Annotated in this window: 15 protein-coding genes; 9 read left to right on the forward strand and 6 right to left on the reverse strand. The window is 64.4% G+C overall.

What is annotated here, in order from left to right:
- Positions 1-124: 124 nt before the first annotated feature.
- Complete coding sequence (locus OPU69_RS00800) at positions 125-1,159, reverse strand: 4-oxalomesaconate tautomerase (RefSeq protein ID WP_060978017.1); 1,035 nt, start codon at positions 1,157-1,159, stop codon at positions 125-127.
- A gap of 165 nt (positions 1,160-1,324) precedes the next feature.
- Entirely contained in the window at positions 1,325-1,996 is a 672-nt protein-coding gene (gene ligK, locus OPU69_RS00805) for a 4-carboxy-4-hydroxy-2-oxoadipate aldolase/oxaloacetate decarboxylase (protein ID WP_060978016.1), read from the reverse strand.
- A gap of 96 nt (positions 1,997-2,092) precedes the next feature.
- Here ligK and OPU69_RS00810 point away from each other — a divergent pair, with 96 nt between their 5' ends.
- From OPU69_RS00810 to OPU69_RS00850, 9 genes are all read left to right on the forward strand, one after another.
- Positions 2,093-3,298, forward strand: a complete 1,206-nt coding sequence (locus OPU69_RS00810) for a LysR family transcriptional regulator (RefSeq protein WP_498508929.1) — start codon at positions 2,093-2,095, stop codon at positions 3,296-3,298.
- A gap of 54 nt (positions 3,299-3,352) precedes the next feature.
- Positions 3,353-4,216 carry an NAD(P)-dependent oxidoreductase gene (locus tag OPU69_RS00815; protein WP_498508931.1) on the forward strand — a complete coding sequence of 288 codons (864 nt, stop codon included), beginning with the start codon at positions 3,353-3,355 and terminating at the stop codon, positions 4,214-4,216.
- Positions 4,213-5,238 carry an amidohydrolase family protein gene (locus OPU69_RS00820; protein WP_498508933.1) on the forward strand — a complete coding sequence of 342 codons (1,026 nt, stop codon included), beginning with the start codon at positions 4,213-4,215 and terminating at the stop codon, positions 5,236-5,238. The genes OPU69_RS00815 and OPU69_RS00820 overlap by 4 nt, the downstream gene beginning before the upstream one ends.
- Positions 5,235-5,642 carry a protocatechuate 4,5-dioxygenase subunit alpha gene (gene ligA / locus OPU69_RS00825; protein ID WP_060978012.1) on the forward strand — a complete coding sequence of 136 codons (408 nt, stop codon included), beginning with the start codon at positions 5,235-5,237 and terminating at the stop codon, positions 5,640-5,642. The genes OPU69_RS00820 and ligA overlap by 4 nt, the downstream gene beginning before the upstream one ends.
- A complete protein-coding gene (locus OPU69_RS00830) occupies positions 5,643-6,482 on the forward strand; it encodes a class III extradiol dioxygenase subunit beta (protein WP_060978011.1) in 840 nt (279 codons plus the stop codon).
- Positions 6,483-6,556: 74 nt separating this feature from the next.
- Positions 6,557-6,952 (forward strand): hypothetical protein, encoded by a 396-nt coding sequence (locus tag OPU69_RS00835; RefSeq protein WP_066117832.1) that lies wholly within the window; start codon positions 6,557-6,559, stop codon positions 6,950-6,952.
- Positions 6,953-6,994: 42 nt separating this feature from the next.
- Entirely contained in the window at positions 6,995-7,936 is a 942-nt protein-coding gene (locus tag OPU69_RS00840; protein WP_498508934.1) for a Gfo/Idh/MocA family oxidoreductase, read from the forward strand.
- Positions 7,933-9,111 carry a 4-hydroxybenzoate 3-monooxygenase gene (gene pobA, locus OPU69_RS00845; RefSeq protein ID WP_498508936.1) on the forward strand — a complete coding sequence of 393 codons (1,179 nt, stop codon included), beginning with the start codon at positions 7,933-7,935 and terminating at the stop codon, positions 9,109-9,111. The genes OPU69_RS00840 and pobA overlap by 4 nt, the downstream gene beginning before the upstream one ends.
- Before the next feature lie 174 nt (positions 9,112-9,285).
- Positions 9,286-11,643 carry a TonB-dependent receptor gene (locus OPU69_RS00850; RefSeq protein WP_498508938.1) on the forward strand — a complete coding sequence of 786 codons (2,358 nt, stop codon included), beginning with the start codon at positions 9,286-9,288 and terminating at the stop codon, positions 11,641-11,643.
- Between the two features lie 78 nt (positions 11,644-11,721).
- Here the strand turns inward: OPU69_RS00850 and OPU69_RS00855 are convergent, their stop codons facing one another.
- From OPU69_RS00855 to OPU69_RS00870, 4 genes are read right to left on the reverse strand one after another with little or no spacing between them, the layout of a single operon-like run.
- Positions 11,722-12,249 carry a nuclear transport factor 2 family protein gene (locus OPU69_RS00855; protein WP_060978006.1) on the reverse strand — a complete coding sequence of 176 codons (528 nt, stop codon included), beginning with the start codon at positions 12,247-12,249 and terminating at the stop codon, positions 11,722-11,724.
- 1 nt (position 12,250) lies between these two features.
- The gene (locus OPU69_RS00860) at positions 12,251-13,003 is read right to left on the reverse strand and encodes an SDR family oxidoreductase (protein WP_060978005.1); all 753 of its coding nucleotides are present in this window, start codon (positions 13,001-13,003) and stop codon (positions 12,251-12,253) included.
- Complete coding sequence (locus OPU69_RS00865; RefSeq protein WP_060978004.1) at positions 13,000-13,554, reverse strand: nuclear transport factor 2 family protein; 555 nt, start codon at positions 13,552-13,554, stop codon at positions 13,000-13,002. Before OPU69_RS00865 ends, OPU69_RS00860 begins: the two co-directional genes overlap by 4 nt.
- Before the next feature lie 2 nt (positions 13,555-13,556).
- Positions 13,557-14,450, reverse strand: a complete 894-nt coding sequence (locus tag OPU69_RS00870; protein ID WP_498508939.1) for an SDR family NAD(P)-dependent oxidoreductase — start codon at positions 14,448-14,450, stop codon at positions 13,557-13,559.
- Positions 14,451-14,595 lie beyond the last annotated feature (145 nt).

The raw sequence follows: 14,595 nt of genomic DNA on the forward strand, positions 1-14,595 counted from the left end.
CCTGTTATTAGGGGCAGGTCGCCCTCACCCTTCCGGCGCTTCGCGCCTCCCTCCCTCTCCCACCGGGAGAGGGAAGGGGCCCGCGCCGTCAGGCGTGGGAAGGGTGAGGGCGAGTGGCGCATATTCACCCGAAAACCTCGCCATCCATCAGCTTGCGCGCGGTGCGCAGCATGCCCGCCTCGACCGGCTGGCCCTGCTCGTCCACGGTGACGACGCATTCGGTGACGCCGGTCGGATGCTCGACCCCCAGAGTCTTGGACGCGCCATCGGGAACTTTTGCCACCTTTGCGGCGGGCGATCCCTCGATCAGACAGGCGGTAGCGACGCTGACCGCGCCGAGCACGCCGATCGAGGCATGGACGCGGTGCGGGATCAGCGAGCGTACCGCGATCGCACCGCCTTCGCGCGGCGCCGCGACCAGCATCATCTTGGGCACCGACTTGGCCGATACATCGCCCAGGTTCATCAGCGGCCCGGCCCTCAGCCGGATCGCCTCGACCCTGGCTTTCATCGCGGCGTCAGCGTCGAGCGTATCGCGGTCCTCATAGCCGGTTATGCCCATGTCCTCGGCGGCGATGACGACGCAGGGCATGCCGTTGTCGATCATCGTCACCGCGACGCCATCGATCTCGTCGACGCCATGGCCCGTGGGCAGCAGCGCGCCGCAAGAGGAGCCTGCGGTATCGCGAAAGGCGAGGGGGATGGGTGCTGCGGTGCCGGGCACGCCGCTGATCGCCGCATCGCCTTCGTAGGTGACCGTGCCGCCGGGCGTCGCAATGCTGGCGACGGCGACCTGGCCGGTATTCTCCATGAAGATCGCGACGCGCGTTACATCGCCGGTCGGTTGGACCAGCCCGCGCTCGATGGCGAACGGGCCTATGCCAGCCAGGATGTTGCCGCAATTCTGCGCATCGGTGACGATCGCCTGATCGACGAACACCTGCAGGAACAGATAATCGACATCGACGCCCGGACGATCGGATTTGCTCACCACCGCGACCTTGCTGGTCAGCGGATCCGCGCCGCCCATGCCGTCGATCTGGCGCGGGTCAGGCGATCCCATGACGCGCAGCAGGAACGCATCGCGCTCGGCGCTATCGGCGGGAAGGTCGGATTTCAGGAAATAGCCGCCCTTGGACGTCCCTCCACGCATCCACATGCAGCGGGCGCTGTTCACATTCCCTCTCCCGCCGGGAGAGGGAGGGAGGCGCAAAGCGCCGGAAGGGTGAGGGCGATGTGGCCGGCCTCACCCTCACCCTTCCCACACGCCTGCGCCGCGTGGGCCCCTTCCCTCTCCCGAGGGGAGAGGGATCGTGACGCCAGCTCACACATATTTCAGGCCCATTTCGGCGAGGCGCGGCCGCATGTTGTAGATATCGAGGCCCAGTTCGCCCGCCGCGAGCCGCTGGCGCTTGGCCTCTTCGGCGGCTTCGCGCGCCTGCGCTTTCTCCAGCACGGCCGCAGCATCGGCGCGCTTGACCACACACACGCCATCGTCATCGGCGACGATCACATCACCCGGTTCGATCGCTGCACCCGCACAGACGATCGGCACATTGACGCTGCCCAGCGTGTTCTTGACCGTGCCTTGGGCGAACACCGCCTTGGACCAGACGGGAAAGCCCATCTGCGTCAGGTCACGCACGTCGCGCACGCCGGCATCAATCACCAGACCCCGGCAACCGCGCGCCATCGCGCTGGTCGCGAGCAGGTCGCCGAAATACCCGTCGACGCACGGGCTGGTGGGCGCGAGGACGAGGATGTCGCCGGGCTGCAACTGCTCGATCGCGACATGGATCATCCAGTTGTCGCCAGGAGGGGCCGAGATGGTGACCGCATTGCCCGCAATCCGCGCGCCGGAATAGATCGGCCGCATATGATGCGCCAGCAGGCCGGTCCGGCCCTGCGCCTCGTGCACCGTGGCGACGCCTGCGCTTGCAAGCCCATCCACCAGCACAAGATCGGTGCGTTCGATATTCTGGACGACAATTCCCATGGCGATGCTCCTTTGCTCCTGCCGTGGCCCCGCGCGCCTGTCTCATGCCAATCCAGATTATGGACGGGTAATAAGATTTTGCTATGTGTTGTGTCCATGATCCAGCCCTTCGATCTCAATTTGCGGCATCTGCGCGCGCTGGTCAGCGTCGTGTCCTTGCGCAGCCTCAACCGCGCGGCGGAGGCGGCGGGGCTGTCGCAACCGGCGCTGACCCAGGGCATGGCCAAGCTCGAGCGGCAATTGGGCGTGCTGCTGTTCGACCGGCATTCGGGCGGGGTCGAGCCGACCCTGGCGGGCGAGGCGCTCGCCGAGCGCGTCGAGCGGGCGTTCGTGCATCTGGCAGCGGCAGTGCGGCGGCAGGGCCGGGCAGGGACGCGCGGCTTTTCCCGCCCCGAGCAGCTGATGACGAGCACGCAGCTTCAGGCATTCCTGCATTTTGCGGATGCACAGGGGTTCGCAGGCGCCGCGCTGGCGAGCGGGCTGTCTCAGCCCGGCATCCACCGCGCGGTGCGCGAGCTCGAGCAGATCAGCGGTCAGATCCTCGCCGAGCGGCGCGGACGCGGCATGGCGCTGACCCCCGCAGGGCGGGCGATGGCGCGCGGCGTGCGCCTGGCGTCGGGCGAGCTCGCTGCCGGAATTGCCGAGGCTTTGGGGGAAGCGCATCCGGCGACCCGCATCGCGATCGGTGCGATGCCGCTCAGCCGCGCGCTCGTCGTACCACGCGCGATTGCGCGTTTTCTTGATGATTGCCCTGGCACGGTTGTCGACGTGATCGAGGGCTCTTGGCGTGAGCTGATCGATCCGCTGCTCGATGGCGTGATCGACCTCACCATCGGCGCGCTGCGCGAGACGCCGCCCGCCGATGTCGAACAGGTGCCGCTGTTCACCGATCGGCTCGCGGTGTTCGCGCGCAAGGGCCATCCGCTCGCCGGACGGCGGGTCGAGCTCGCTGAACTGCAGGCGCAATCCTGGGTGGTGGGGCCGCAGGGCACGCCCCTGCGCGCGCACTGGCAGGCGCTGTTCGCGGGCGATCCGCCGCCGGTGCCGGTCGAATGCGGGTCGGTAATGGTGATCCGCGGCCTGATCATGCAGAGCGACCTGCTGACGCTGCTGTCGCCCGACCAGATTTCGGTCGAACTGGATGCTGAGATGCTGGTGCGGATCGATGTCGATCTGCCCCGCACCGTGCGTACCATCGGCCTCACCACGCGGCGTGGATGGCGGCCGACTCAGGCGCAGCAGCGGCTGATCGATCTGATCCATCTGGCATCGAACGAAACAAGACTTCACGAAAACCAATAAGCGGCAGCTCAATTGGATTGGTGGCGGGGGCGTGCCATCGCCTAGGCCGCTGGCATGACGTTGAACGCAACCTTTATCGGCTTTGGCGAGGCGGGCAGGGCCTTTGCGTGGTCAGGCGCACGCGCGTTCGATCGCAAGACCGACCTGCTGGCAGAACGCGGCGCGATGCTGGCCGCCTATGCCGATGCCGCGGTGCAGGGCGAGGAGGATGTCGCGCTGGCGCTGGCCGATGCCGAAGTCGTGCTGTGTCTGGTGACTGCCGATGAGGCCGTCATTGCGGCGAGAGCCTATGCGCCGATGCTGCGGCCCGGCGCGTTGTGGCTCGACATGAACAGTGTTGCCCCCGGTTCCAAGGCGGAAGCAGCCACCGTGATCGAGGCAGCAGGCGGGCGTTATGCTGATGTCGCGGTGATGGCGCCAGTGCTGCCGCAGCGTCGCAACGTGCCGCTGCTAGTATCTGGTCCGCACGCCGCCGGGGCCGTCCAAGCGCTGCAGGCGCTCGGCTTTGCAAATGTTTCCATCGCCGGAGACGCGATCGGCCAGGCCTCGGCGATCAAGATGATCCGGTCGGTGATGGTCAAGGGCCTGGAAGCGCTGTCGGCAGAATGCGCTATGGCCGCCGCGCGCGCGGGCGTGCTCGATGCCGTCACCGCCTCGCTCGATGCCAGCTGGAAGCCTCAGGGCTGGGCCGAGCGGTTCGATTACAATCTCGACCGGATGATGGCGCACGGGCTTCGCCGCGCCGCCGAGATGGAAGAGGTCGCGGCAACGCTGGCGGATCTTGGCGTCGATCCCGTCATGACGCGCGGCACGATCGAGCGCCAGCGCGAGATCGGCTCGCTCCGCATGTCGCCGCCCGAAGGCATGAGCGCCAAGCTCGCCGCCCTCGAAACGCCCCAGCTCAAGAGAACCGCATGACTTTGATCATCGATTGCCACGGCCATTACACGGTCCTGCCCAAGGCACACGACGCCTGGCGCGAGGAACAGAAGGCCGCGTTCAAGGCCGGGACGCCGTGCCCGCCCTATCCCGAAATCTCGGACGACGAGATCCGCGAAACGATCGAGGCGAACCAGTTGCGCCTGATCAAGGAGCGCGGCGCGGACCTGACGATCTTCTCGCCGCGGGCGTCGGCCATGGCCCCGCATGTCGGCGACGAGGCGGTAGCGCGCGAATGGGCGCGGCGCTGCAACGACCTGATCGCGCGCGTCGTCGGACTGTTCCCCGAAACCTTTGTCGGCGTGTGCATGTTGCCGCAAAGCCCGAAGGCCGACATGGCGGGCTCGATCGAGGAGCTCGAACGCTGCGTCACCGAGCTCGGCTTTATCGGCTGCAACCTCAATCCCGATCCGGGCGGCGGTCATTTCACTCATCCGCCGCTGACCGACCGTTACTGGTACCCTTTCTACGAAAAGATGGTCGAGCTCGACGTCCCGGCGATGATCCATGTCTCGGGGAGCTGCAACCCGGCGATGCACGCCACCGGCGGCTATTATATCGCGGGGGACACCATCGCCTTTATGCAGCTGCTCGAGGGCGACCTTTTTGCCGATTTTCCCACCCTGCGCTTCATCATCCCGCATGGCGGCGGCGCGGTGCCCTATCACTGGGGGCGCTATCGCGGGCTGGCCGACATGCTCAAGAAGCCGGCGCTCGACACGCATCTGATGAACAACATCTTCTTCGACACCTGCGTCTATCACCAGCCCGGCATCGATCTGCTCGCCGATGTGATCGACAACAAGAACATCCTGTTCGGTAGCGAGATGGTCGGCGCGGTGCGCGGCATCGATCCCACCACCGGCCATTATTTCGACGATACCAAGCGCTATGTCGATGCGCTCGATATCAGCGATGAGGAGCGGCACATGATCTTCGAGGGCAATGCCCGCCGCGTCTTCCCCCGGCTCGACGCGAAACTGAGGGAGCGCGGACTGTGAGCCATCAGGACATTCACGCCTATCTCGCCGAGTTCGACGACATTCCCGGCACCCGCGTGTTCACGGCCAAGCGTGCGCGGCAGGGCTATCACCTCAACCAGTTCGCGATGAGCCTGATGAAGCCCGAGAATCGCGAGCGGTTCAAGGCCGACGAGCGCGCCTATCTCGACGAATGGGCGATCAGCGAGGAGGCCAAGCTGGCGGTGCTGGCGCGTGATTACAACGCGCTGCTCGACATGGGCGGGAACATCTATTTCCTGTCCAAGCTGTTCTCGACCGACGGCATCGCCTTTGCCGAGGCGGTCAGCACGATGACCGACATGAGCTGGCCCGAATATCGCCAGATGATGCTCGACGGCGGCCGTTCTCCGCAAGGCGTCCGTTCGATCAGGGAGGGACGATAGATGGCCCGGATTACCGCAGGTGTGGGCAGCAGCCATGTGCCGCTGCTGGGCGTGGCGCACGACCAGGGCAAGGAGCGCGACGACTATTTCGGCCCCATTTTCGCGGGCTATGACTGGACCCGCGACTGGGAGAAGCAGGAAAAGCCCGATGTCGTGATCCTGGTCTATAACGACCATGCATCGGCCTTCGACATGAAGTTCATCCCGACCTTCGCGATCGGCTGCGGCGAGCGATACAAGCCGGCGGACGAAGGCTGGGGGCCGCGCAAGGTGCCCGATGTCACCGGTCATCCCGATCTCGCCTGGCATATCGCGCAGAGCCTGATCCTCGATGAATTCGACATGACGATCATCAACGAGATGGATGTCGACCATGGTCTCACCGTGCCCTTGAGCATGATGTTCGGCGCGTGCGAGCAATGGCCGACCACGGTGATTCCGCTCGCGGTCAATGTCGTCACCTATCCGCCGCCATCGGGCAACCGCTGCTGGGCGCTGGGCGAGGCGATCGCGCGCGCGGTCGAGAGCTTCCCAGAGGACCTCAACGTGCAGATCTGGGGTACTGGCGGGATGAGCCACCAGCTTCAGGGCGCGCGTGCGGGCCTGATCAACCCCGAATGGGACAACCGCTTTCTCGACCTGCTCGAGGCCGACGATGATGCCGTCCGCCATATCCCGCATATCGAGTATCTGCGCGAGACCGGATCGGAAGGCATCGAGATGGTGATGTGGCTGATCATGCGCGGTGCGCTGGGCCAGCGCGTGAAGACGCTGCACCGCCATTATCACGTGCCCTGCAGCAACACCGCCATTGGCCATATCGTATTGGCCCCAAATTAGGGATTTCTCAATGTCTGTAATTGACGCTCTCGCATGGGGAAGTCCCCATTGTGCCGAAAGGCAAGGAGAGCGTCATGTCACAGCATATCGTGTTGACTGCCGTAATAAAGGAACTGGATCGTCTCGCTTTTGAGCTTAGGTCTATTGTCGAAAACCAGCCGGAGGACTGGAAAGCAAGCTACGCATCATATCGTCGCCAGCTCGGATTATGCTTAACCGAGATGGTTAATTTGGCAAACCATGATTTGGGAATGAGCAGGCGGGATGCTCGGGTGCTCAAGGCTACGGTCGAGGTTTGCCGGGCCAAGCTCGCCAGACATCAGGAACAGCACCCGATCGAAACGCTGGTGCTCGATGGTCCCGATTTCATGGCGTCGTTTGACCGGGTTCACGACTGCTTCATCGAATTCAAGACGGTGATGCAGGATTTGATCGAGCGATATGAGGTCGATTGGAAAATTGCCGTTTGAGGTGCTCGATCCGGGCACCGCATCGATGAACAGGAGTGTCTCATGCGTATTGCCCTTGCCGGCGCCGGAGCGTTTGGCGAAAAGCATTTGGATGGTTTGAAGCTGATCGACGGGGTCGAGATCGTCTCGATCGTCAGCCGCCGCCTCGAACAGGCGCAGGCGGTTGCCGAAAAATATGGCGCGATCCACGCCACGACCGAGCTTGACGATGCGCTGGCGCGTGACGATGTCGATGCCGTGATCCTCTGCACGCCGACGCAGATGCATGCCGAGCAGGCGATCGCGTGCATGAACGCGGGCAAGCATGTGCAGGTCGAAATCCCGCTCGCCGATAGCTGGGCGGACAGCCAGGCGGTGCTCGACAAGCAGAAGGAAACCGGCCTGGTCTGCATGGTCGGCCATACCCGGCGGTTCAACCCCAGCCACCAGTACGTCCACAACCGCATCAAGGCCGGTGAGTTCAACGTCCAGCAGATGGACGTGCAGACCTATTTCTTCCGCCGCAAGAACATGAACGCGAAAGGCGAGCCGCGCAGCTGGACCGACCATCTGCTGTGGCACCATGCCGCGCACACGGTCGACCTGTTCGCCTATCAGGCAGGCCGCATCGTCAAGGCGAACGTGCTCGAAGGGCCGCACCATCCCGATCTCGGCATCGCGATGGACATGTCGATCCAGCTCAAGAGCGAGACCGGCGCGATCTGCACCCTGTCGCTGAGCTTCAACAATGACGGGCCGCTCGGCACCTTCTTCCGCTATATCGGCGACACCGCCACCTATATCGCGCGCTACGATGACCTCGTAAACGGCAAGGAAGAGCCGATCGACGTGAGCCAGGTCGACGTCTCGATGAACGGCATCGAACTGCAGGACCGCGAATTCATTGCCGCCATCCGCGAAGGCCGCGAGCCCAACAGCTCGGTCGCACAGGTGCTCGATTGCTACCGGGTGCTCGGCGAACTCGAAGCGCAGTTGCTCGCATGAGCGCGCGCCGCACCCAGGTCGCGATCATCGGGTCGGGCCCTGCCGGGCTGCTGCTCGGCCACCTGCTCAAGGCCGAAGGCATTGATTGCGTGCTGCTTGAACGCGCGAGCCGCGAGCATGTCGAGAGCCGGATCAGGGCAGGGGTGCTCGAGACGGTGACCACCGATCTCATGCACCGGCTGGGGCTGGACGAACGGATGAACCGCGAGGCCATGGTCGAGGACGGCTTCAACCTCGCCGATGGCGACCAGATGGTCCGCATCGACATCAAGGCGCTGACCGGCAAGACCGTGGTCGTCTATGGCCAGACCGAGCTGACCCGCGACCTGATCGCCGCCGCGCCGCAGCGCGAGCTCGAGATCGTGTTCGAGGCAGGCGATCTGGCGCTGCACGGCGTCGAAAGCGCGCATCCCAAGGTCACCTATACCAAGGATGGCGTGCCGGTGACGCTGGAGTGCGATTTCATTGCCGGTTGCGACGGCTTTCACGGCCCCTCGCGCCGCGCCATTCCGCCGCATCTGGCGCGCGAATATATCCATGAATATCCGTTCGGCTGGCTGGGCATCCTCGCGGATGTGCCGCCCTGCCATGACGAACTGATCTATGCCAACGGTCCGCGCGGCTTTGCGCTCGCCTCGATGCGATCGCCGACGCGCAGCCGCTACTACATCCAGGTGCCGCTGACCGAGAAGATCGAGGACTGGCCCGAGGACCGGCTGTGGGACGAGCTGGAACTGCGCTTCAACACCATCTCGCAGCATGGCGTGACGCGTGGCCCGGCGCTCGAAATGTCGATCGCGCCGTTGCGGTCCTATGTGTTCGAGACGATGCATTACGGGCGGCTGTTCCTGGCGGGCGATGCGGCGCATATCGTGCCGCCGACCGGCGCCAAGGGGCTGAACCTCGCCGCATCGGACGTACTCTATCTCTCGGATGCGATCATCGCGCATTACAAGCGCAAGGATGAGACCGCGCTGCTCGGCTATCGCGACCGCGCCCTGGCACGCATCTGGAAGTCGGAACGGTTCAGCTGGTCACTGACCAAGCTGATGCACAGCTTCCCCGACCAGAACGCGTTCGAGCGGCAGATGCAGGTAGCGGAGATGGATTACCTGTCCCGGTCGCCCGCGATGCAGACCGCGATTGCGGAAAACTATGTCGGTCTGCCCGTCTGACGGGCCGATATCCCCATTTTGCCTGTTTCCCCGCGCCCGGTCAGCCCTGCTGGTCGGGCGTTTTGCCATGTTCCCGTAACGGCAACAGTAACTTGCATTGACGAACCTTTATCATAGGTCTAGTATTGCAAGTGACCGGCGACAAGCGCTGGCATTGAGGGGAGGAACTGATTGATGCTGAAGCACAATCTTGTTGCGCGTTGCCGATTCAACCGTTTTTCGATGACCGCGATCGGCCTGGCGCTAATGGCAGCGGTCGCCGCACCTGCCGCCGCGCAGAACGCCGGTGAGCAGGCCGGGAGCGAGCAGGACAGCCAGGGACCGCAGATCGCCGATATCGTCGTGACCGCGCAGCGCCGCGATTCGACGGTGCAGGATACCTCGGCAGCCATCTCGGCATTCAGCGCGGAATCGATCGAGACCGCGCGCATCCTGAGCTTCGAGGACCTGGCCGGGCAGGCGACGTCGCTCAGCTTTACCGCGCTGTCGCCGATCGATCAGGAATTCAACATTCGCGGTATCACCAACACCCGGCTCGACAGCCCTTCGGCGGACCAGTCGATCGGCATCTTCGTCGATGACGTCTATGTCGGCCGCTCGGGCCTGTTCAATTTCGACATGTACGATATCGAGCGGGTCGAGGTGGTACGCGGGCCGCAGGGGGTGCTGCTGGGCCGCAACGTCGTCGGCGGCGCGATCAGCATCTACAGCGCGCGGCCCCAGGCCGATACCGGTGGTTCGCTCGCGGTATCCTATGGCAATTACAACGAGAAGCTGGCGCGCGGGCACATTACCGGCACGATCAGCGGTCCGCTGACCGGGCGCCTGAGCTTCCAGTATCGCAACCGTGATGGCTTCAACCAGGATCTGCTGCACGATGTCGATCTCGACGATGTCGACAGCATCCAGTTCCGCGGCCAATTGATGGTCGAACCCGACGACAGCGATTTCACCGCGCGGCTGGTGTTCGATTACACCAAGGACAAATCGAACGGCTTCCACTCGGTCGCGATCGATGGCCCCGCTGCAGGCTCTGGCCCGTGGAGCGCCGCGCGCGCCGCCATCGGGACGATCCGGGGCCGCCCGCTCAAACTGCGCGAAGGCCTGCCCGAATGGCCGCGCTACAAGGGCGACACCGCCGATACGCCGCAACAGCTCAACCGCGAGGCCTGGGGCCTGTCGCTGCGCATGGACCAGGGGCTCGGCGGGTTCGGCACGCTCTCCTCGATCACCGGCTATCGCAAGGGCGAGGCGTTCAACGTCTATGATCAGACCGGCATCGGCCCCGATAACGGCTTTGGCGTCATTTCGCCGACGCTGTTCACCTTCCCGGTCAACGAGGACGAGGATATCCGCCAGTTCAGCCAGGAACTGCGCGTGGTGTCCGAGGAACAGTCCGATCGCGGCTTCGACTGGATTTTCGGTGCCTATTACCAGCATGACAAGGTGCGCAAGCTCGACCGGTTCTGGGCCGAAGTGCCGTTGACGGTGCTCACCACCCTGTCGGGCGAAAGCCGATGGGACAACCGCGCGACCAACGAGAGCTATGCGTTTTTCGGCCAGCTCGGCTATCGCTTCTCGCCCAAGCTGCGTGTGGTCGCGGGCATCCGCTATTCGAAAGATCGCAAGTCGGGCATCGTGACCGGCACGGCGACCGAAGGCGGCGACAAGTTCAACCCCAACGATCAGGTCGCGCTGACTCCGCTCGCGGCCACCTTCCGCGAAGGGCAGAGCTTTACCGCGCGCTATTCGGACAGCTGGAGCGAGATCACGCCGCAGGCGACGATCGAGTTCAAGCCCAATGATGACATGCTGTTCTACGGCACCTTCTCGACTGGCTACAAGGGCGGCGGCTTCGAGGACGATCCAGCCAATGCGGCAGCGGCGGTATCGAGCTATGACCCTGAAACCGTGACCAGCTTCGAAATTGGCGGCAAGCTCGACCTGTTCGACCGCAGATTGCGGCTGAACGTCGCGCTGTTCGACATGAAGTACAAGAACCTGCAGGTCACCCAGACCTCTGCGGCGTGCCTGTGTAACATCACCGACAATGCGGCGGACGCGAAGATCCAGGGCATCGAGGCCGAAGCGACCGTCGCGGTGGCGACGGGGCTGACGCTGTCGGGCGGCCTGACGCTACTCGACACCAAATATATCGCGTTCATCGATTCGCTCGGCAACGACAATTCGGGCAACTTCCTTCAGCGGACGCCCAAGGCGCAGTGGAATGTCGCGGCGGATTTCGTCACCGATATTGGCGACTGGTCGGACGCGCTGCGCTTCAACGTCAATTACAGCCACCAGGCGCGGCTGTTCTGGGCACCCGATAATCTGCAGCGCGAAGGCGGCTATGGCCAGCTGGGCAGCCGCGTCTCGTTCACCCCGGGCAATGGCAACATCACCTTCTCGCTCTGGGGCCGCAACCTCACCAACACGCTGTATCGCACCAACATCATCGCGTTCTTCGGCGATGAAGTCAGCCGTCTGGGCGCCCCCCGCCAATACGGTGCAGAGGTCTCCGTCAAGTTCTGAACGGCCTGACCAGGCTGAAAAGAAAGGGGCAGCCGGTGCGATCCGGCTGCCCTTTTTGTTGTGCTGGGATGGACCCGTTCAGAAGCGGCTGTAGCTCAAGTCCCCCTTGCCCTTTTCGCCGATATGCATCCGCGGGTCTTCGGGCTTGAACAGCCCCAGGCACCAGGTTTCCGCCATCGGCATGTCGCGATTCCAGTCGAGCGTGATCTTGCGATGCGCGATGCGCCATTCGCCGTCGCGCTTCTCGAACCGGTCGACGATGCGCCCGCCGGTCAGCGTGTCCCAGCGCTCCCCGTCCTTGGGGAAGCGCGCGAAGGTAAGGACATAGCATTCGGCATAGGCGAGGGTGTCGCTCTCGAACTCGACATGCAGGTTGCACAGGTAATGCCCCATCACGTCGCCGCCCTGCATCCGCTGGATCGCGCCGTCGATATAGGCGCGCGCCGGGCCCGAATAGCTCGAACCATGCTCCTCGATGCTGTCGTCGAAATAGCAGCTGTGCAGCAGCTCGCCATCGGCGCGATCGACGCCGCGCGCATAGCGGGCGAGGCAATCGGCAATGTCCTGCTTGGCGAGCATCGTCTCCAGAGTGTTGGCATATTTCATCTCAGCGCCTCCCGTCGTGCAGCGCCTTGGCCATCGAGCGCTTCAATGTGTACGGATCACGCGCCAGGAAGGCGCGAACGGACTCGGCATGCGGGTCGGTATCAAGCTCGTCGACCTTGCGTGCGGCGGCCATGAGCCCTGCCTTGCCGATGTCGCGCGGGCTCGACTTGGCCTGCCAGGTGACATGCTCGGCCATGCGCGTGTCGACCGATCCGACGATCAATGCGGCGACATGCGTGCCCTGCGGTTCGAGCTCGGCGCGCAGGCAGTCGCTCGCGGCGCGCGCGGCGAACTTGCTGGGGCTGTAGCCGCCCATGTTCGGCACTGCGCAGATTCCGCCGGCGGACAGCACGTTGACGATCGCGCCGCCGCCATTGGCCTTGAGCACCGGCGCAAAGGCGCGGACCATCGCCAGCATGCCGAAATAGTTGGTGTCCATCTCGTTGCGCGCGAAGCTCATGTCCTCGGCTTCGAGCAGCGTCTGGCGATGGAAGGCCCCGGCATTGTTCACCACCAGATCGACATCGGTACAGTGCGCCGCGACGGCGGCTACATCCTCAGCCTTGGTGACATCGAGCTGGACCGGCACGACACGGGTGTCGCCCGTGCTGCGCGCGGCTTCCTCGGCATCGGCGAGCTGGCGCGCGCCGAGATAGACCCGGGCCGCGCCCTGATCGAGCAGCTCCTCGACAAAACCGAAGCCGATGCCACGATTGGCGCCGGTGACGATGGCGGTGCATCCTTCGATCTTCATGCTGCGATCTCCTCACCGCTGCGCTGACGCGCCCAGGCGCCGTAGAGAATGTCATCGGGCTTTTTCGCGCCGCGCACAGCCTTGCCCATATCGGGGATGATCATGCCGCGACCCCAGGTCTCGTTGATCGGCATTTCATGGTTCCATTCCCAGGCGAGGCGGCGATGCGCGATCTTCCAGGCGCCGTCGCGCCGCTCGAACCGGTCGACGCAGCGCGCCATGGTCAGGCTGTCGAACGATCCGCTCTCGGACTCGCGGCGCGAGAAGGTGAGGAAATAGCATTCGGTGACCGCAAGATCGGCCTCGACGAACTCGACCGAGATGTTGGTGCACAGGTGCGACATTAGCGGCGCGGTGGGCAGGATCTTCGCCATCAGCGCGACATAGTCGGAGGCGGGGCCGACATAGACCCCGCCATGATCCTCGATCGCATCGGGATGATAGGCGGCGCGGATCAGGTCGACATCGGCGCGGTCGGCGCCGCGCGCATAGCCGATCAATATGTCCTCTATCTCCTGCCGGTCGAGCAGTTGTTCCACGGTCAATCGCATCCTCATCCTCCGGTACTGGTTATGTCTATGCTGGCGTAAAGATCGGCAAAGGCGCTCTCGGCACCCGGAAATTCGCGCGCGCCGTCCATCGACGCGATCTGCTCGAGATGCTCTGCCACCCAGGTGGTGCTGTCATCGGGGGCGGAAGCACCGCGCCCCTCGACCATGCGCGCGCGGCGATAGCGACGGCCCCCGGCGAGGAAGATCTGGCCGTTGACGCTGCACGCCTCGCTCGCGAGATAGGCGGCCATTCCCGCTGCATAAGCCGGATCGAGCCGGGGATCGCCCGCGACGCCATCCTGCGAGGTCATCGGCGTGGACGCATAGGGGCACAGCACGTTCACCCTGATCGGCGTGCGCTTCAGTTCGTCGGCCAGGGTTAGCGCCATGGAATTGAGCGCGCCCTTGGACGCGGCATAGGGAATGCGCCCGCGCACCCCGTGCAGCCCGGCGGAGGAGGACACGAACACCATCCGCCCGGCGGGGCCCTGCAGCAGATGCGGCAGCGCGGCCTGGGCGAGCGCGACCTGCGCCACGAAATTGGTATTCAGCCCCTCGCCAAGCGCCGTCATGTCCATATCGGGCAGCTTGGCCGCCGGGCCGATAATCCCGGCGTTGAATACGATGGCATCGATCCGCCCGAACGCCTCGAGCGCAGCCTTGACCAGCGCCTGGGCCGCGCCGGGGGCAGCGATGTCCTGATAGTTAGCGAGGGCTCTACCTCCGTTGGCGCGAATGCTGTCGGCGACCGCACCTGCACTGTCGGGCTGGCCCTTGCGCAGCCGGTTGTTGACCAGCACCGCCGTGCCTTCGGATGCCAGTGCCTTGGCAAAGGCTGCGCCCAGGCCCTTGCCCGCACCCGTGACGATGACCGCGCGTTCGACGCTGGAATCCATGGCTGTCTCTCTCCCGCTGAAGCGAGGCTAGCCAGTTTGGTATGATAATGAAAGTGATAAATGCGGGTGGGGCCAGGGTTGTCACTGCGCATCCCATCCTAGCGCAATCCCGTCATTCCCGCGAACGCGGGAATCCCGCTTTCTT

Source organism: Blastomonas sp. 34TW, from assembly GCF_059803595.1.

Coding starts and splice junctions, on each gene's coding strand:
- OPU69_RS00800 (WP_060978017.1), bottom strand. CDS start 1,159: ATGTGGATGCGTGGAGGGACGTCCAAGGGCGGCTATTTCCTGAAATCC.
- ligK (WP_060978016.1), bottom strand. CDS start 1,996: ATGGGAATTGTCGTCCAGAATATCGAACGCACCGATCTTGTGCTGGTG.
- OPU69_RS00810 (WP_498508929.1), top strand. CDS start 2,093: ATGATCCAGCCCTTCGATCTCAATTTGCGGCATCTGCGCGCGCTGGTC.
- OPU69_RS00815 (WP_498508931.1), top strand. CDS start 3,353: ATGACGTTGAACGCAACCTTTATCGGCTTTGGCGAGGCGGGCAGGGCC.
- OPU69_RS00820 (WP_498508933.1), top strand. CDS start 4,213: ATGACTTTGATCATCGATTGCCACGGCCATTACACGGTCCTGCCCAAG.
- OPU69_RS00830 (WP_060978011.1), top strand. CDS start 5,643: ATGGCCCGGATTACCGCAGGTGTGGGCAGCAGCCATGTGCCGCTGCTG.
- OPU69_RS00835 (WP_066117832.1), top strand. CDS start 6,557: ATGTCACAGCATATCGTGTTGACTGCCGTAATAAAGGAACTGGATCGT.
- OPU69_RS00840 (WP_498508934.1), top strand. CDS start 6,995: ATGCGTATTGCCCTTGCCGGCGCCGGAGCGTTTGGCGAAAAGCATTTG.
- pobA (WP_498508936.1), top strand. CDS start 7,933: ATGAGCGCGCGCCGCACCCAGGTCGCGATCATCGGGTCGGGCCCTGCC.
- OPU69_RS00850 (WP_498508938.1), top strand. CDS start 9,286: ATGCTGAAGCACAATCTTGTTGCGCGTTGCCGATTCAACCGTTTTTCG.
- OPU69_RS00855 (WP_060978006.1), bottom strand. CDS start 12,249: ATGAAATATGCCAACACTCTGGAGACGATGCTCGCCAAGCAGGACATT.
- OPU69_RS00860 (WP_060978005.1), bottom strand. CDS start 13,003: ATGAAGATCGAAGGATGCACCGCCATCGTCACCGGCGCCAATCGTGGC.
- OPU69_RS00865 (WP_060978004.1), bottom strand. CDS start 13,554: ATGCGATTGACCGTGGAACAACTGCTCGACCGGCAGGAGATAGAGGAC.
- OPU69_RS00870 (WP_498508939.1), bottom strand. CDS start 14,450: ATGGATTCCAGCGTCGAACGCGCGGTCATCGTCACGGGTGCGGGCAAG.